Genomic DNA, 17,409 nt, shown 5'->3' with positions numbered 1-17,409 from the left:
GGCCCTGATCGTCACGGCTGGTTCGTCGTCTCCACTGCCGCCACCGGCGTGCCCGCCGGTGTTCGCGGGATCCGGCCGGTCGCGAAGAGTGCGGCGACGGCGAGTAGGGCGGCCAGTGCAAACGCCGCCCGCAACGCCGCGAGACGGGCATCGGAGTTCACGTCGATCACCGCAGAGGCCGTGTCTGCGGGCACGCCTGCCTTCGCCAACGATTCCTGGAGTTGGGTGTTGGACACGAACGGCACTCCGGACGCGAGTTCGGTTGACGCCTGTTGCGCGACGGACGCGGGGACGTCGGGGTTGTCCTCGAGGCCCGAAATGGCGGACGTGGTGAGCGTGGCGATGAGGATCGAGCCGATCAGTGCGGTACCGAGCGATGCGCCGAGATTGGTTGCGGTGTTCTGAAGGCCGCCGACCTCGGCGCTCTGCGAATCGGGAACCGCGGATACCGTCACCGCGCCCAACTGCGAGGACAGTGAGCCCAGCCCGAATCCCATGAAGAGCATCGGGATCATGACGACGGCGGCATTGGCCCCGGGATCCATTCCGGCAACGAGGATTCCGATGCCGATGATCATCGACGTCAATCCGATCCGGATGACCCGGCGTGGGTTCGCCTTCGGCCAGATCTTCGGTATCCCGATGGCGGCGATTATCAAAGCGATCGACAGCGGCAAGATGCGGACGCCGGTCTGCAGAGCACTCAATTCGAGAACCACCGACAGGAACAGTGGGACCGCGAAGAACACGCCGGCCTGGACGAGGAACTGCGCGAAGAACATCGACAACCCGCCGGTGAGTTGCCGATTGCGGAGCATAGCCGGATCGATCAGTGGTTCGCCATCGGTCTCGGCGAGATGGGTCTCCCAGCGCAGGAAGCCGTAGAGGACGAGCAGGCCGCCCAGGAGCAGCCAGATCACCGGCGACAGTCCGGCGAGTTCGGTGCCGCCCGGCTTGGCCTGCACCCAACCCCATTCGCTCGAGCGCAGGACGCCGTAGACGAACATGCCCAGGCCCGCGACGGACAGCACGGACCCGACGACGTCGAGCCGGATGCTGACCGGTGGTACGTCGTTGATCTTGCGCAATACCAACAGGATTGCGACAACGATCACGACCTCGCCGACGAAGACGTAACGCCATGAGGCGAATGTCGTGACCGCGCCGCCGAGCAGCGGTCCCACCGCGACGGCCATTGCGCCGGCCGCCGCCACCAACCCGTATGCGCCTGCGCGACCGTCGGGCGGGAAGTTGGCGGCCACCAAGGCGACGATTGCAGGCATGATGAGCGCCGCGCCGATGCCCTCGAGCAGAGACCACCCGATGAGCAGCACCGGCAGGTTCGGGGCCAGGGCGGTGATCGTCGATCCGACGCCGTAGATGATCAGCCCGATCGCGAAAGCGCGGCGCCGTCCGAGCATGGTCCCGATCTTGCTGCCGGTGATCATCAGACTCGCCATCACAAGCGTGTACATCGTGATCGCTGTCTGGATTCCGGTGATCGTGGTACCGATGTCGTCCGCCACCGTTGCCATCGAGACGTTCATGACCGAACTGTCGAGTGTCATCAGGAACTGCCCTGATGCCAATACCGCGAGGACCAACCCAGAGCCTGTTTTTGCCGCCACCGCAGAGCCCCTTCTCGACTGGTTGAGGTCACCCTATATCCGTCAGACCTGCAAACTCCCACGCTTTCGGATGTTCACGCGAGACCTTTCACCGTCGTCGCACGGTTGGCAGCACGGTGTCGTCGACGTGATCGGAGCCCGCGGGGCGGGCGCCGGCTCCCGGCAGCACCACGTACCGCACGTACCAGAACAGCATGAGTCCGGTGCTCAACGTGTGGAACAGGTGCAGCACCAGAACCGGTCCGAGTGGGAGGTGCAGGACGTAGACGAGATAGATCAGATTGCCGATGTTGGCCAGGGCGATGTTGCCGGGACTGTAGGAGTTCACGTCCTTGGTGCGCCATGCCTTGGTCAACATCGGCAGTGTGCTGAAGGCGAACACCGCGGTGGCGACGGCGCCTGCGACAACCGGGATGTCCATGTCGGCCTCTCTGGGTGGGTGGGGTCTCGGTGATGGAACGGGTCAGGGACGGATTTCGTAGACGTTGTTGAATGCGGTCTGCGCGGCCAACCGGAACCTGGTGAATCCGGCCTCGCCCACGATCTGACGTAGTGCCGATTCGGGAGCCTGCGCGCCGAGTGCGTAACCACCCGTTTGGGACAGGGCGTTGGGGACGCAGAGGAACGTCGATCCGCTGTAGTAAAGGCGCCCAACCGGATTGAATGTGTCCTCGACCTTCTCGGCCGTGATCGGTTCGACCAGGAGCCACGTGCCGTCGGCTGCGATGGCCTTGCGAACCTGCCGGGCCGCACCCAGTGGATCGCCCATGTCGTGTAGGCAGTCGAACATCGTGATCAGATCGTAGTCGCGACCCGAAAAGTCCTGTGCTGTGCCGACTTCAAACGTGGCACGATCTCCAACCCCGGCATCGGCGGCGTGCTTGCGCGCGAGATCGATGGACTCGTCGTGGTAGTCCACACCGACGAATGTGCTGTGCGGAAACGACTGCGCCATCAAGACCGATGACGAACCGAGACCGCAACCGATATCGGCGATCGATGCTCCCGCAGTGAGTTTCGCTTCCACCCCGTCGAGGGCGGGAATCCAATTCGGGATCAGCTCGGCGGCATAGCCGGGACGATAGAAGGCGTCGATACCGGTGAACACGCTGTGATCGTGCTCGTGCCAACCGACACCCGCACCGGTGCGAAATGCTTCGGTGATGGCAGGTTCGGCTCGCAAGTAGCCGAGAACGCCCACAAATGCCGCTGATACGTTCGGTCCGTTCGGGTCGGCGAGGCAGAATGCCTGCTCGTCGGTCATCGAGAACTCGCCGGTGGACGGCTCGTACCCCACGTATCCGCCGGCGGCCTGACCGCGCAACCACTCCGTGAGGTACCGCTCGTCGTAGCCGGTCCGCTGTGCGAATGCTTCTGCAGTGGCCGGGCCCTGTGCGAGGGCACGGTAGAGACCGAGGCGGTTGCCAACGGTGATCGAACCGGCGGCGCCGGCAGCGCCCATGTCGGTGACGACCCGGCCGAGAAACTCCATGATCTTGTTTTCATCCATCTCAACTGCTCCTTCAAGTGAGTAACTGATGCGGTGGACCGGTTCAACCGGTCACACTGAACAGCGTCGATGCGGTGGCAGACACGCCGCTGACAGCGGCAGGCACGGCACTGACAGGAGGTGGGCGATGGTCGGCGATGCGATGTCGCCACCGGTCCGGGTGGAGGTTCTCGGGCCGCTCCGACTCGTTGTCGATGGCGCGGCCGTGGATGTGAAAGGTCCGAAACGCCGGGCGGTTCTCGCGATGCTCGCGTTTGCAGCGGGCAGGACGGTGCCGGTCGGTCAGTTGGTGGACGCGCTGTGGTCATCGGAGGCGCCGGCGTCGGGACGATCGGCGCTTCAGGCGCACATTTCGCGACTGCGGGGACATCTCGGTCCGGCGTCGGCGCGGCTACAGGCTATCGCCGCCGGCTATCGCCTCGATCTGTCATCGGAGGAGCTGGATGTTTCGCACGCGCGACAGCTGTTGTCGCAGGCCAGAAGTCGAATGGATCGCGACCCGGCCGGGGCCCTGGATCTGTTGCGGAAGGCAGACGACCTCTGGCGTGGACCACTGCTCACCGATCTGACCGACATCACGGATATCGCAGTCGCGGTCGAGGAATGCAGTCAGTTGCACCGCGAGGTGACCGACACCCTGATCCACTGTGCGATCGAAGCCGGAGCCGCAGGGCAGACCGTGGGACTGGCCACCTCCTGGCTGGCCACCGATCCGCTGCGGGAGCCTGCGGTGTTGCTGGCGATGCGTGCCCTGGCGGCCACCGGCGAGTCGTCGGAGGCACTTTCGGTCGGACGACGATTCCGTGCCCGGTTGGCCGACGAGATGGGCCTGGATCCGTCGCCGGCGTTGTCGACGCTCGAACGTGAGATCGCCGGAGGCGCCGCGGGACCGTCCACGGTGATGTCGACGAGCCCCCGATTGCCGCGGACGCGACTGATCGGCCGTGATCAGCAGGTCGCCGAGTTGCGGGAACTGCTCAAAAAGGAACGGCTTGTCACACTGGTCGGTCCCGGGGGTGTGGGGAAGACGAGTATTGCGCTGGAGATCGCTCGCAGTGCGCCGGAGGTGACGGTCCTGCTGCTTGCGCCGCTGACCGACCCTGCAGCCGTCCCGCACGCGCTGGCGGCGGCGTTGAACGTCAACGTGATTCGAGGAGATGTGGTCAGTGCATGTGCCGCGGTGCTCGGCGATCGCGAGCAGATGGTGCTGGTGGACAACTGTGAACACCTGCTCGACGCGGCCCGCGATGTGGTCGTAAGCCTCCTCGATGCCTGCCCTCGCCTGACCATCTTCGCGACGTCCCGTGAATCACTGGGACTTCCGATAGAACTCGCGTGGCGCCTGTGGCCCCTACCCCTGCCCACCGGTGATCACGACGGTTCCACGGCTCCGTCGGTGGAGTTGTTCGTCGAACGCGGTCGCCGTGTCCACCCGGATCTTGAACCGACGGCCCGTCAATTGGACACTGTCGGCGAGATCGTCAGCCGACTCGACGGGATACCGCTGGCCATCGAGTTGGCCGCGGGACGGTTGTCGACCTTCACGCTGACGGACCTGCGTGACCGGCTGGACCGCTCGCTGGACCTGCTCGGTGGCGGACGCCCGACCGGAGACCTGCGGCATCGCACCCTGCGTTCGACGATCGAGTGGTCGTATGACCTGCTCGATCCCGATGAACAACGACTGTTCCGGCACCTGACGGTCTTTGCCGACGGCATCGACCTGGCGGCAGCGGAACGACTCTCGGCAGACCTGGACATACCTGGCGACCCTGGCGCGATTCTGGCTCGGCTTGTCGATGCCTCGATGATCATCGTCGACGTCTCCGGAGGCACCGCCCGATACCGGATCCTGGAGACGATTCGTACCTTCGGCGGCGATCGGCTGGTCGCTGCGAACGAAAGAGTGTCGGCGGAGAACTTGTTGCTGGACTGGGCAATCGAACGCTCTCGAGACATCGGCGCGGCCATGATGACCGATCGCGAACCGGAGGCGGATGCGGATCTGCGCCGTGAGCTGGGCAATGTGCGAGCCGCATGGCGACTGGCCCGGAGTCATGGGTCGATGGACGCGGCGGTATCGATGATCAACTCACTCTTCGACGCGATCTCGTATCGCGACCTCATCGAGTTGCGCGGGTGGGCCCAGGAATTGGCCGCCGATCCGGGCCTGCTCACGCACCCCGGGGCGACGTTCACCTTCGGTGTGGCCGCTGAGGCGGCGTACCACAGCGGGGATCACGCACGCGCCGAGGAGCTTTCACGCATCGGGCTGAGCTGTGCCACACATTCATCCGAGACCTGGACGTGCCTGGCCACCCTGTCGGTGACGGCGCTGGCGCGTGGCGACTACCCGGAGGTTCTCGAATACTGCCTGGCCGCAGAAAAAGTGACACCGCGGCCTGCTGAGCCGCTGGGAATCGCGGCGCTCGCGGCGGTCTATTCGGGAGACATCGAGGCGGCCCGGACTTTGAACAGTCGAGGCCGCGCCGGCGCGAACTTCCCCTCGATGATTGCCTGGAACGAGTACGTGGACGGCGAGATCGAGAACTTCGCAGGCAACGGCCTGATCGCCGAAGGGCACTACCTCCGCACGATCGAACTGGCCCGGGCCACCGGTGCCACGTTCCTGATCGGCGTGGCCACCGTCGGATTGCTGACCGTGCGGTCCCGTAGCGGTCGCATTCGAGAAGCACTTGGTGGATACCGCGAGGTGATCGACTACTTTGCGGGCACCGGCAATTGGACGCACCTCTGGGCCGCATTGCGCAATCTCGCCGATCTGCTCGACGAACTCGGCGACCACGAGTGCTCGATGTTGCTGCACGCCGCCGCTGACCAGGCACCCGATGCACCCGTCATCGATCGCCGACCGGCCCCGGATGTGGACGTGCCGGATCGAACCGCCCTGCTGGAATCAGCCCGAGCCGCCATCGATCAACAACTCCGTTGACCGTGCCCCGGCACGATCACGGCGCAATCGGGGTGGTCCGGAGTTACGGCGCTGCGGTGCTCGCGTTGGGATCGAAGGCGCCGGGGATCTCGTAGATGTTGCCGTCGAAGCCGGCCCTGAAGAGCCGTCCGTTCGAAAACCCGGAGTCGCCACGGCCGTAGGAGACCACGCTCGACGCCGGTAGTCCGGATGCCAGGGCGCAGAACCTGTTCGGTCCGTCGACCCGCAAGATCTCGCCACTGATGTCGGTGGGCACGATCGGCCGGTTCTGGGAGTCCAGCGTCAGACCATCTGCCGCCACGATCACATCGGCGCCGCCGAAGGTGACCAAAGACTGTGGTGCGCCGGGGTTGTTGACCGGGATCCGGCTGACACCCGGATTGACGAATGTGCGTGAGACGTAGAGGTATCCGTCATCGTTGCCGAGTACCGCACCGTTGGCGCTCGGCAGGCTGGCCCAATCCGGCTGCACGGCTCCGTTGGGGAACACCCGCCCGATCAGTGCGCCGAAATCGTTGGTGGCGTAGATGGTCCCGTTGCCCGCCACGGCCAAACCGTTCGCCGCGCTCAGCCCGGTGACAAACGGCGTCAATTGTCCGGTGGAGGGCGAGAACTTCGCGATGGAGGCTGCGCGCAACACATCGCCGACAAGAACCCGTACGTCGGCGCCATAGCCGACCAGAAGCGTGCCGTCCGGGGTCCAGGCCAGGGCTCCACCGCCGCCGTTGGGGACGGTCGCCACCGGTACGGCACCGGCTCCCGGGCGATCTATGCGGAACAGGCGGCCGCTGATCAGATCTGTGGTGTAGAGGCGACCGGCGGGATCGACGGTGAGTCCCTCGAGTGCGGCACCGGGGACCTGGGCGACCAGTACCGGCGCTTGCCCGGCGCCTGGACAGGTCGCCGCGGCCTGTGCCGCCGGGGCTCCCACCACGGATATCGTTGCCGTGATCAGTGCGGCGCTCGCAATCAGACGTACTGCAGCACGCAGTGAGAAGTTCGACATCATGGCCTCCCAGCCCAGTCGGATGTTTCCAGCTTAGGTGCTCACCGACGCCGCTGGTGGCGATGTCCGACTTGAGGTCAATATCCGGATCAACGACCGGCATCCCGCCACCGGGGATGCCGGCAGCGGGTGACGGGCACCGAGACCGTCAGGTCGCCGGGCTGGGTTCGGCAGCGTCGAGACGTGTGGCTTTCACATTCATGAGTCGCACACCGAGGTACGCCGCGAGCGGACCGAGCGCGCTCATCGCGGCGGAGCTGACGGCAGCGGCACCCAGATTTCCGGGGTCGAAGCCGAAACCGCCGAGGTAGGTTGCGGTCACCGACGCGAATCCGAAAAACATGCCCGGAATCAGGCTGAAGAGCGGAAGGCGTCCGAGCGTGAGCAGCGACGCGTTCACCACGAAGATGATGATGGCGAGCGCAAGTGTCTTACCGAATGTTCCGCCGCCGATATGTGGGCTGATGGTGTTGTTCACGTAGAGGGCGACAACGCCGAAGGCGGTGCCCGCGGTGGTGGCGATGACCATCCTCGTCGCGTTCTCACGCGACGGACCGCCGAGCAAGAAGATCCCGGCCCACGTGATGAAGATGGCCCAGGTGGGCATGAATAGCGGACTCATAGTGAGAAAGACCGTTGCAAAAGCGACTATCGATGCGCTGATCTCATGGGGGAGTGTGAACTTCATGGAGGTCCTGACATAAAGGTGGACTGGGTATGACCGGGACAGTCGGGTGGGTTCGGGAAAACCCACCCGACCGATGGATGAAAGTCAGCTCAGGCCACCCGGTTTGGCGAGCAACTCAAGGAGTGCGGCATCGATGAAGTCGATGTCTTCGGGATTTTTGCCACCACCGGCAAAGTGACCCCAGATCCCGGGCATGATGCGGAGTTCCGCGTTTCTCATGTGACTCACGGCCCAGGCCTCGTCCTCCGGCGGGAAGTAGAGATCCTTTTCGGCGGGGATCACGATGGACGTCGCCCGGATGGACCCCAACGCCGCCTCGGTGTCACCGTTGAATCCGGGTGTGAGACCGACATCTCCGTTGCGCCAAGTCCAGATCATCGTCAACAGGTTGTTCGGGTCACGTCCATCGAGGAAGAAGCCCTCCCAGAAGCCGACCACGAAGTCTTCCAGTGACGTGTAGCCGAGTTTCTCGTACTCTTTGTGCCAATAGAACGCCTGCGAGAAACCCCACCCCGCATAGACTCTCGCGAACGCACGGAGTCCGACGATCGGAAGGTCGTCGCCGTACCATCCGTTCGCAAACTTGGCGTCCGCCTTCAGTGCGGCGGCGATACTGTCGAGGAATACCTGGTTATGGGGGGCCGTCCGCGGGGATCCACAGAACGGTGCGATGCGTTCGACCATCTCGGGATAACTCACGCCCCACTGGTAGGTCTGCCCCGCACCCATCGACCACCCGGTGACCAGCGCGAGTTTCTCGATACCGAACTGCTCGGTGACGAGCGCGTGTTGAGCACGGACCTGATCGTAGAAGGTGATGTCGGGGAACCGTGGTCCGGCATAGGCTCCCTCGGTGTTGCTCGGGGACGTCGAGAGGCCGTTGCCGATCATGTTCGGGATGATGATGAAGTAGTTCGCAGGGTCGAGCGCTCGGCCTGGGCCGAGCAACCACTCGTTGTCCCAGTGTCGGCCGGAGTACCACGTCGGGTAGACGATGGCATTCGACTTGTCGGCGTTGAGCTCACCGTAGGTGGTGTACGCCAGTTGTGCGCCACGCAGGGTGGCGCCGTGCTGGGTGGTGAAATCTCCGAGTTCGAAGATGTGCACTTCGGTTTCGCTCATCATTGGTTCTCTCTGCTTGGAAGGTTGGATGGGTTGTTGAAAATGATTACAGGGCAGAGGAACTCGTCGCGCATTGACCTCTGTCCACACTCACTGGCCCGGCCGGCGAAGGCCTGATTTCGAAATCGAAGATGGCGGTCGGCAGGTAGAGCGTGCAGCACGAGTTAGGGGTGTCGACGACGCCGCTCAGACGCCCCTCGATCGGTGCAGAACCGAGGAGCAGATATGCCTGCTCACCCGTGTATCCGAACTTCTTGAGGTACTCGATGGCGTTGAGGCACGCATTGCGATATGCCAAGGTGCTGTCGAGGTAATAGTTGGTGTCGGTTTCATGGTCAACCGAGATTCCGACAAAGGAGAGGAACTCGCTGTAACGCGGTTCGACGTTGCCGGGCAGGAAGATCGGGTTGGTGGTCACCCCATAGGTCTCCATGCCACCCTTGATCAGATCCACCCGTACATCGACGAACCCACCCATCTCCACGGCGCCACAGAATGTGATCTCACCGTCCCCCTGGCTGAAGTGGAGGTCGCCGCCCGAGAACAAAGCACCCTGTACGTGAACCGGATAGAACACCCTTGAGCCGCGGCTGAAGTTCTTGATGTCCTGGTTGCCGCCGTTCTCGCGTGGGGGAACGGTCCGCGCGCCCTCCTCGGCAATTCGGGTGGCAACCTCTCCGGTGGCCAGTCCGGTGACCGCGTTCTTCGCCAGGGGTGGGAGCGCCAGCGCCGGCACACGGTGGGGGTCGGTGTCGATCAAGGCCTGCTCACGGATATTCCAGCGAGATAGCATCTTTGCCGACGGTGCGGTGCCGAACAGTCCGGGATGGGTTATACCCGTGTATTCGACGCCAGGTATGTGTCGGGACGTCGCCTTCTGGCCGTGAAAATCCCACACCGCCTTGAGTGCATCCGGATAGTGGTCGGTCAGAAAACCGCCGCCGTTCTTCTTCGCGAAGACGCCTGTGTAACCCCATCCTTCACCCGATCCGGGACCCGCAGCCTGTGCCACCGGTCCGATGTCGAGGATGTCCACCACGAGGAGGTCGCCCGGCTCGGCGCCTTCGACCGCGATCGGACCGCTGAGCATGTGGACCTTGCTCAGGTCGACATCGCGGACATCGTCGGCCGAATCGTTGTTGCCGATCTGGTTGTCGGTCCAGTCGCGGCATTCAAGGCGGAACTCTGCACCGGGACGGACGGTCGCGACCGCCGGGATATCGGGGTGCCAGCGGTTATGGCCAGGCACCATTTGATCTTTCATGAGTTTGGCCTGGTCAACATCGAAGAGGACTTCGGGCACGTGATTCTCCTGATTCGTGGGATGTTGCTCGGTACGACCGGGGTTGGTCAGGGCCGTGGAAGGAGCGCGTGGCGGGGGTTTGTGGTCCCTGCCGGCCGGGCGCGCGCGGCTTCCGGGACGTGACGGGTGATGGTGGGTTCAGAGGAGCTGGCTTCGCTGAGTTCGCGAACCAGGCGCAGCGGTGACGCACTCCCGTGGAGTGCCGGCCCGGAGTAGACGCGCGTGGACGTCTGGCAGCACGTGAGGCACTCGGTGGTTCGGTTCGCAGAGCCTATTGGGAGTGCTAGATCGAACTCCCCGCACTCGGGGCAGCGGTAGGTGTAGGTCGCCAACGGATTCACTTTCTCTTGAAATATTTTCTATAGAAACTATTTCAAAGTGAACGTGACAATAGTGGGTCTTTGTGTAAATGATCGGTTAACTCGTTGGGCGAGGTGACGAACGGGACTCCCGGGACGTCAGGATTACAACTCGTGCAAGACATCCCATTGGAGTCCGTCGGCGGCAGCCAGGAACACGGAATGGGTCAGATGTCCGTCACGGATCTCCACCTTGCCACGGGGACTTTCGTAGGTCAGTCCCTCCGCGATTGCGCGCATCGGGTTCACCTGGGTCGATCCGGACCGTCTCATGAGTTCGACGATCAATCGGATGCCTTCGTAACAGGATTCGCCGAGACTGTTGAGCACCGGTGCGCCGGACCCGAAGCGATGGAAGTACTGGGCAGAGAAGTCCAGGCTCGAAGCGGTGGACAGATCGTCGAAAAATCCTGCGGCGGTCATCAGTCCGCGGGAGTTCTCGGGACCGGAAGCGAGTAGGACATTCTCGTCTATCAGCGAGCTGAAGCGGATCAGGTCTCGGTCGAATCCCGCGGCCGCGAACTGCCGGTTGAACGCAACCGCGTCGTCGCCGATCAACAGCATCAGGACCCCTTCGCACCCGCTGCTCTCGAGTCGACGGAGTACCGACCCGAATTCGGTGGTTCCCAGCGGAACAAACATCTCGTCGCAGACGATGCCACCCTCGGCCCGTAGGAACTTGGTGGCCGATCGTGATGACATTCGGGGCCAGATGTAGTCGTTGCCCACGATGGCCCAACGTCGGATGCCGGCGTTGCGGTCGAACCATCGCAAGGAAGGCCAGAGTTGGCGATCCGGCGTTTCCCCGGTCAGGAATACGCCGGGTCGGTGCTCGCCGCCTTCATAGAGTGCGGTGTAAACATAGGGGATACGTGCCCCGATCCGCGGCGCGAGCACCTCCCTGACGGCAGAGATGTGCCACCCGGTGACGGCGTCGATGGCCGAAGCGTTGATCAACGCGCCGACCTCATCGGCGACACGGCGCGGTGCCTGGCCGCCGTCGACAGCGATCAGTCGAACTTCACGGCCCATCACCCCGTCGGTGGCGTTGGCCTCCTCCACCGCGAGTTGGGCGCACGCCTCACAGGATGGGCCGAACAGCCCCGCCGGTCCCTGTAACGGGATCACCAATGCAATGTTGAGCACACCATCGCGACGCGCGATCAGATGGAGCCGCTCCTCCTGGATAGGGGTGGGGTGGCTCGCATCGCCAATGTTCACGAGTGCACTGTAAGCGCTGATTGCTACATCGGCGTTTCGAATGATCTGGTCTAGAGTCTCTATGCATGGCGGAGTCATCCCTGGGCGGAACCGGTGGAACCCTGGGGTTCTTCCGCTTGCTGACGCTCGCCGAACGTGAGTTGGCCCGACGGCTCGAAGTTGCCCTTGCGCAGTGCGGTTCGACAGTGGACCAATGGCGGATCCTGAACTTTGTTGCCGATACCGCCGGTTCGCCGATGACTGCCATCGCCGATCACGTGGGTATGCCTGCTCCGACGTTGACCAAGATCATCGACAAGCTCGTGTCGTCCAACCTGGTATTGCGTCGCGCGGACGCGAACGACCGACGGAAGGTTTTGATCCTCGTGTCGGCTCGGGGCACCGCTGCCCTCGCCGACTGGAACAGCTTGACCGAACCCACAATCAAGGAGTTCTCGGACTCCGTCGGTGACAGAGATGTCGCCAAGTTGACGCGAATGCTCGAGAAACTCGTCGTTGCGTCTGTCCAGTCCGATTCGGGCGAAGCACTTCTGCGCTGATTTCAGGTGGGTGGTCGTTCGCCCGACCGTTCCCGCAACACCCCTGCGCTCTGGGCGTACGAGAGGTGCCCACCCAGCGCACCCGAGACACCGGAGACGGCAAGTCCCGCCATCGACCAGATCGATCCGCGTACTGCGTTGCCGCGCCGACGCTTTCGCCAGGATCGGGCGAAGCAGGCCAGGCCGATCGTGTTCGTCGCCATGTGGAATACCGCGACACGGCGTTGAGGTGTGTCGAGCGTGGTGTATTCGACGAGGCCGGTGACGCCTGCGGGAACAGCGGCCATGAGCCCGAATGCGACCAGGCGCTGGGCGGCGGCGCGTTGGCCGGTCGCATCGAGCAGCGGCACGGCCATCCAGGCACCGATGGGGACGGTCACGAGGATGGGGTGAAGCGGATGCCCCAGCCACTGCCCGCGCAGGAATGTCAGGGCTGCCGGAGGAAATTTGGCGTGAAGGAGTCCGGCGAGCGCGTTCGCCGGTCCATCGACGGCTTTTACATTCTCGACTGCCAGCAGTGCGCGTGCGATCGGACGCGCCCCGTCTGGTCGGACGGCATCGGTCAGCGAGATGGTGCTGTCCGGTTGCCCGCGGTCTTCGGTCTCGCTGGGTGAGTTTTCGGTGGGGTCGTTCGATGAGGTGGTCACCACGGAGTTGTTCCCCGTTTACCGGTCTTCCAATCAGGCTCATAGACACGTTCTGGGCCCGCTAGCTGCCGATTCGAGATTTCCGGAGAGATTTCGGAGATTATCTGGACTCATTCCAGAAAAGGCGGTATGGTCAGTGTCATGAGTTTCCAGCAGCCCCCCAGCGATCCGCAGCAACAGCTGCGTGCGGTGGGTCTTCGGGTGACAGCGCCACGCGTGGCTGTGCTCGGGCTGTTGGAGACCCATCCGCATTCCACGGCCGACTTCGTTGCTGCCCGCGTCCGTGAGCAACTCGGGGGCGTGTCCACGCAGACCGTGTACGACGTGCTGCGGGTCTGTTCCGAACGGGGACTGCTGCGCCGCATCGAACCGGCCGGTTCTTCCGTTCGGTACGAGAGCCGGACCGGCGACAACCATCATCATCTCGTGTGTCGGAGTTGCGGCGATGTCCGCGACGTCGATTGTGTGGTGGGGATGGCGCCGTGCCTGCAGCCAAATGTCGACAACGGTTTCATGATCGACGAGGCCGAAGTGACGTTCTGGGGCCTGTGCTCGCAATGCCAGGCAAGGCCTGAGTCGGAGTAAATTCTCGAACCCCCTGTCGCCGGGCATTGGGGTCGGCGCCGACATCTTCATATCTTCTTGAATTGCAACACCTTTCAATACGCATTGAGCAGCCCTCGGCGCGAACTCAACAGGAGGTAAATAAATGACCCCACGGACCACCACCAATGCTGGGATCCCGGTGTCGAGCGACAATGAGTCGCTGACCGCAGGAACTCAGGGACCGATCCTGCTCCATGACCACTACCTGATCGAGAAGCTCGCCCAGTTCAACCGCGAGCGGGTCCCGGAGCGTGTTGTACATGCCAAGGGCGGCGGTGCATTTGGTGAATTGACGATCACCGGAGACGTGTCGAAGTACACCAAGGCCAAGTTCCTGCAGCCGGGCAAGAAGACAGAATCGCTGGTCCGCTTCTCGACGGTCGCCGGAGAGCAGGGCAGTCCTGACACCTGGCGCGACCCGCGCGGCTTCGCGATGAAGTTCTACACCGAGGACGGCAACTACGACCTCGTCGGCAACAACACGCCGATCTTCTTCATCAAGGACCCCATCAAGTTCCCCGACTTCATCCGCAGTCAAAAGCGCTTGCCCGGTTCGGGTTTGCGTGACCACAACATGCAGTGGGATTTCTGGACATTGCGTCCGGAGACTGCGCATCAGGTGACCTGGTTGATGGGTGACCGGGGCATCCCGAAGAGCTGGCGGAACATGGACGGCTTCGGTTCGCACACCTACCAGTGGGTGAACGCCACAGGTGAGCGCTTCTGGGTGAAGTACCACTTCAAGACCGATCAGGGGATCGAGTTCCTGACCCAGGCCGAAGCCGACACACTTGCCGGTACCGATCCCGACTACCACCGCCAGGATCTCTATGAGGCCATCGAGCGTGGCGAGTTCCCGACGTGGACCATGAAGGTCCAGGTCATGCCGGTCGCAGAGGCAGAGGCATACCGGTTCAATCCGTTTGACCTGACCAAGGTCTGGTCGCAGAAGGACTACCCGCTGATCGAGGTCGGCAAGTGGACGCTGAACCGGAATCCGGAGAACTTCTTCTCCGAGATCGAGCTGGCGTCGTTCGGGCCGTCGAATGTGGTTCCGGGAATCGGCTTTTCGCCCGACAAGATGCTGCTCGGCCGGGTCTTCAGCTACGCCGACGCTCATCGGCACCGCATCGGGACCAACTTTGCGCAACTGCCGGTGAACGCGGCGAAGGCCGCCACGGTCAACACGTACTCGAAGGAAGGCGCGATGGCCTACACCTTCAGTGACCCGAACACCCCTGTGTATGCACCGAATTCATTCGGCGGACCGCATGCTGATCCAGAAGCGGCCGGCGACGAAGGACTGTGGGAGTTCGACGGACGGGCAATTCGTGCCGGCTACATCGAACATGCCGAAGACGGTGACTTCACGCAGGCGGGAATCCTGTATCGCGAGGTGCTCGACGATGAGGCCCGGGAACGACTGGTGGGCAACATCGTTGGACACGTGCTCGGTGGCGTTCGGGAGCCGGTTCTCTCGCGCGTGTTCGAGTACTGGAAGAACGTGGATGCAGACCTGGGCAAGCGGGTCGAAGAGGGCGTCCGAAACGGGGAATAGGCGCCTGTCGGCCAGGGTTGAACCCAACAGACTCAATCGCATTTTTGCGCGCACAGGAGGTAGCGGAATGACCAATCCCATCACCAGCACACTGAGCAAAGACCAGCAGGCTGTGGCAGGTAAGGCGCTGCAGGAGACCGTTGTCGACATGATCGACCTGTCGCTGATCGCCAAGCAGGCGCACTGGAACGTCGTCGGCCAGCAGTTCCGTTCGGTTCACCTCGAACTGGATGAACTGGTCACGGCTGCGCGTGACTTCACCGACGCCGCGGCAGAGCGTGCCACCGCAATCGGTGTCAGCCCGGACGGTCGGGCCGAGACCGTGGCAAAGACTGCCGGTACCAAGGGTTTCGGCGATGGCTGGACCAAGGACGTCGATGTGGTGAAGGCGATCGTCGCCAACATCAAGACCGTTGTCGACGGACTGCGGTCCCGTATCGAGGCCACCGAAAAGGCCGATCCGGTCACCCAGGATCTGCTGATCGGTTTTGCCGCACGACTCGAGCAACTGCACTGGATGTGGCAGGCGCAGGTCGCCTGACCCGAGACCGCAGGTGATGCGCAGCCCGCATCGCCTGGCGTAAAGCCCCTCACGGCCATCCCCCCGGCCGTGGGGGGCTTTTGCGTGTGAAATCGCCTGTACCGCTTGCGGGCGGTAGATTCGTACAGATGTCCGACCGCCCGTTGCATCTGCGCCGCAGTGCGCTGGTCCCGATCTTCGTCGGCGGCCTGTTGGGTACCGGAGCCCGCTACCTGCTCGAGAAGGCGTACCCCTTTGACCCATCCGGATGGCCTTGGACCACGTTTCTGATCAACCTGGCCGGAGCATTCGTATTGGGTGTGGTGTTGGAGGCGCTGGTTCGCATGGGCTCCGATATCGGGTGGCGTCAGCGCACGCGGTTGTTCCTGGGGACCGGTTTCTGTGGCACCTTCACGACCTACAGCGCGTTTTCCCTGGAGTCGACGCGGCTCTTTCGTGAAGGCAATCTCGGTACGGCAGTGGGATATATGGCGACGACGGTTGTCGTGGGAGGTCTGGTGGCCTGGGCCGGGATATCCGCGGCCGCAGCGGTTCACCGCAGTACCGTGCGGCACCGATGATCTTTTGGGTGGCGCTGGCAGGGGCGCTGGGTGCCGTCCTCCGGTTTGTGGTCGATTCGGAGGCCAAGCGCAGGATCTCGGTGACGTTCCCGTGGGGCACCGGGGTCATCAACGTGACCGGCTCCCTGATCATCGGTGTGGTCTCCGGGTTGGTGATGTTCCACGCGGGAGCCACGGAGCTGCAGTCGATCGTCGGCACCGGATTCTGCGGTGGTTTCACCACATTCAGCACCGCGAGTGTCGAGACCGTTCAACTGCTCCAACAAGAGCGACGTGGTGCGGCAATGGTCTACGCTGCCGGTTCGTTGGTTCTCTCTGTGGCCGCATGTGCGGCCGGGCTCGCGCTGGTCTACCTGCTGTGAACCCGGCCGTTCATCGGATGTACCCGAATATTGCTCGGGCTCAGTAACTTTGTTGTTGCTGAGCCATCTGTGACTGGATCTTCTGGTTCAGCCGGGTGAGGCCCACCGACGACAGGCCCGGGATCTGACTTTCCAGGCTTCGCACCAGATTGTGATCGTTGATGACCTTCTCGCTGGACTGGATCAGGACCGTGCCGGATCCGGTGAAGTCGAACTGCTGCTCTTCTCCACTGGCCGCACCCATCATGGCCGCGCCCGCGGCCATGAACCCAGTGACCCAGCTCTGGTCGTAATGATGGCTGGGGGAGGGGCAGTCGGCCCATCCGACAAGTGCTTCGGGGTCGACGCGAAGCGGTGGTTCGGCGAACATGACCGGTCCGTTCGACGATGCCAGGAACTTACCGCTGCCGATGAGCGTGAGGTATCCGGGGACGATCGACTGGTTGAGCTGCAGTCCCGGCTCGAACGCGAGGAGATTCGCGGCCCGCACCGTGAGGTTGCCGTCTTCGAGGTCGTAGGAGTTGATGTCATATCCGCGGTCGCCGATGATGAGCGTGCCCTGTCCCTGGGCAATGATGAAGTCGCCCATGTACAGCGGGGCGCTGATGGTGCCGGCGAGTTGCTGCATCATCGTGGTCTGCATGCCCTGGATGAGGGCCTGGAACTGCATCTGCCCGTAGTAGGCGATCATCGCACCCTTGGACATGATCCAGGGCTTGGTCATCTGCATGTAGTACGCGTAGCTGTTGCCGGGAATGTTGTCATCGCCCTGCAGCATTGACGGATTGAGTATGTCGCTCATCGTT

17 protein-coding genes are annotated in these 17,409 nt (G+C 63.2%); 7 read left to right on the top strand and 10 right to left on the bottom strand.

Annotation, left to right across the window (positions count from 1 at the left end; translation table 11 throughout):
• Positions 1-11: 11 nt before the first annotated feature.
• The 3 genes from AC56PL_RS09530 to AC56PL_RS09520 form a co-directional block, all read right to left on the bottom strand.
• Complete coding sequence (locus AC56PL_RS09530) at positions 12-1,628, bottom strand: MFS transporter (RefSeq protein WP_497153680.1); 1,617 nt, start codon at positions 1,626-1,628, stop codon at positions 12-14.
• 88 nt (positions 1,629-1,716) lie between these two features.
• On the bottom strand, positions 1,717-2,049 hold the full coding sequence (locus tag AC56PL_RS09525; RefSeq protein WP_495513467.1) for a PQ-loop domain-containing transporter: 333 nt from the start codon (positions 2,047-2,049) through the stop codon (positions 1,717-1,719).
• A gap of 42 nt (positions 2,050-2,091) precedes the next feature.
• The gene (locus AC56PL_RS09520) at positions 2,092-3,138 is read right to left on the bottom strand and encodes a methyltransferase domain-containing protein (RefSeq protein ID WP_495513466.1); all 1,047 of its coding nucleotides are present in this window, start codon (positions 3,136-3,138) and stop codon (positions 2,092-2,094) included.
• A gap of 127 nt (positions 3,139-3,265) precedes the next feature.
• Here AC56PL_RS09520 and AC56PL_RS09515 point away from each other — a divergent pair, with 127 nt between their 5' ends.
• Positions 3,266-6,091 carry an AfsR/SARP family transcriptional regulator gene (locus AC56PL_RS09515; protein WP_497153679.1) on the top strand — a complete coding sequence of 942 codons (2,826 nt, stop codon included), beginning with the start codon at positions 3,266-3,268 and terminating at the stop codon, positions 6,089-6,091.
• Positions 6,092-6,134: 43 nt separating this feature from the next.
• On the opposite strand, the gene AC56PL_RS09510 is transcribed toward AC56PL_RS09515, so the two are convergent.
• The 5 genes from AC56PL_RS09510 to AC56PL_RS09490 all read right to left on the bottom strand — a co-directional run bounded on the left by AC56PL_RS09510 (position 6,135) and on the right by AC56PL_RS09490 (position 11,790).
• Positions 6,135-7,097, bottom strand: a complete 963-nt coding sequence (locus AC56PL_RS09510) for an SMP-30/gluconolactonase/LRE family protein (RefSeq protein WP_495513464.1) — start codon at positions 7,095-7,097, stop codon at positions 6,135-6,137.
• Positions 7,098-7,245: 148 nt separating this feature from the next.
• Positions 7,246-7,785, bottom strand: a complete 540-nt coding sequence (locus AC56PL_RS09505; protein WP_497153678.1) for a DUF1097 domain-containing protein — start codon at positions 7,783-7,785, stop codon at positions 7,246-7,248.
• Positions 7,786-7,869: 84 nt separating this feature from the next.
• The gene (locus AC56PL_RS09500; RefSeq protein WP_497153677.1) at positions 7,870-8,910 is read right to left on the bottom strand and encodes an alpha/beta fold hydrolase; all 1,041 of its coding nucleotides are present in this window, start codon (positions 8,908-8,910) and stop codon (positions 7,870-7,872) included.
• Positions 8,911-8,953: 43 nt separating this feature from the next.
• Positions 8,954-10,210 (bottom strand): formamidase, encoded by a 1,257-nt coding sequence (gene fmdA, locus AC56PL_RS09495; RefSeq protein ID WP_497153676.1) that lies wholly within the window; start codon positions 10,208-10,210, stop codon positions 8,954-8,956.
• Between the two features lie 464 nt (positions 10,211-10,674).
• Entirely contained in the window at positions 10,675-11,790 is a 1,116-nt protein-coding gene (locus AC56PL_RS09490) for a substrate-binding domain-containing protein (RefSeq protein WP_497153675.1), read from the bottom strand.
• A gap of 65 nt (positions 11,791-11,855) precedes the next feature.
• Between AC56PL_RS09490 and AC56PL_RS09485 the strand changes: the two genes are divergently transcribed.
• A complete protein-coding gene (locus AC56PL_RS09485) occupies positions 11,856-12,329 on the top strand; it encodes a MarR family winged helix-turn-helix transcriptional regulator (protein ID WP_497153674.1) in 474 nt (157 codons plus the stop codon).
• A 2-nt stretch (positions 12,330-12,331) separates the two neighbouring features.
• On the opposite strand, the gene AC56PL_RS09480 is transcribed toward AC56PL_RS09485, so the two are convergent.
• The gene (locus AC56PL_RS09480; RefSeq protein ID WP_497153673.1) at positions 12,332-12,976 is read right to left on the bottom strand and encodes a DUF2231 domain-containing protein; all 645 of its coding nucleotides are present in this window, start codon (positions 12,974-12,976) and stop codon (positions 12,332-12,334) included.
• Between the two features lie 141 nt (positions 12,977-13,117).
• Here AC56PL_RS09480 and AC56PL_RS09475 point away from each other — a divergent pair, with 141 nt between their 5' ends.
• The 5 genes from AC56PL_RS09475 to crcB all read left to right on the top strand — a co-directional run bounded on the left by AC56PL_RS09475 (position 13,118) and on the right by crcB (position 16,603).
• Positions 13,118-13,561, top strand: a complete 444-nt coding sequence (locus AC56PL_RS09475; protein ID WP_495513462.1) for a transcriptional repressor — start codon at positions 13,118-13,120, stop codon at positions 13,559-13,561.
• A gap of 124 nt (positions 13,562-13,685) precedes the next feature.
• Entirely contained in the window at positions 13,686-15,140 is a 1,455-nt protein-coding gene (locus AC56PL_RS09470) for a catalase (RefSeq protein WP_497153672.1), read from the top strand.
• 67 nt (positions 15,141-15,207) lie between these two features.
• Positions 15,208-15,681, top strand: coding sequence for a ferritin-like domain-containing protein (locus AC56PL_RS09465; protein ID WP_495513460.1), 474 nt, complete (start codon positions 15,208-15,210; stop codon positions 15,679-15,681).
• 128 nt (positions 15,682-15,809) lie between these two features.
• Positions 15,810-16,241, top strand: coding sequence for a fluoride efflux transporter FluC (locus AC56PL_RS09460; protein WP_497153671.1), 432 nt, complete (start codon positions 15,810-15,812; stop codon positions 16,239-16,241).
• Positions 16,238-16,603, top strand: coding sequence for a fluoride efflux transporter CrcB (gene crcB, locus AC56PL_RS09455; RefSeq protein ID WP_495513458.1), 366 nt, complete (start codon positions 16,238-16,240; stop codon positions 16,601-16,603). Before AC56PL_RS09460 ends, crcB begins: the two co-directional genes overlap by 4 nt.
• A 40-nt stretch (positions 16,604-16,643) precedes the next feature.
• On the opposite strand, the gene AC56PL_RS09450 is transcribed toward crcB, so the two are convergent.
• Complete coding sequence (locus AC56PL_RS09450) at positions 16,644-17,405, bottom strand: AIM24 family protein (RefSeq protein ID WP_495513457.1); 762 nt, start codon at positions 17,403-17,405, stop codon at positions 16,644-16,646.
• Positions 17,406-17,409 lie beyond the last annotated feature (4 nt).

It is taken from the genome of Williamsia sp. Y721, assembly GCF_059683565.1.
This window is presented reverse-complemented; position numbering and strand designations above follow the sequence as displayed.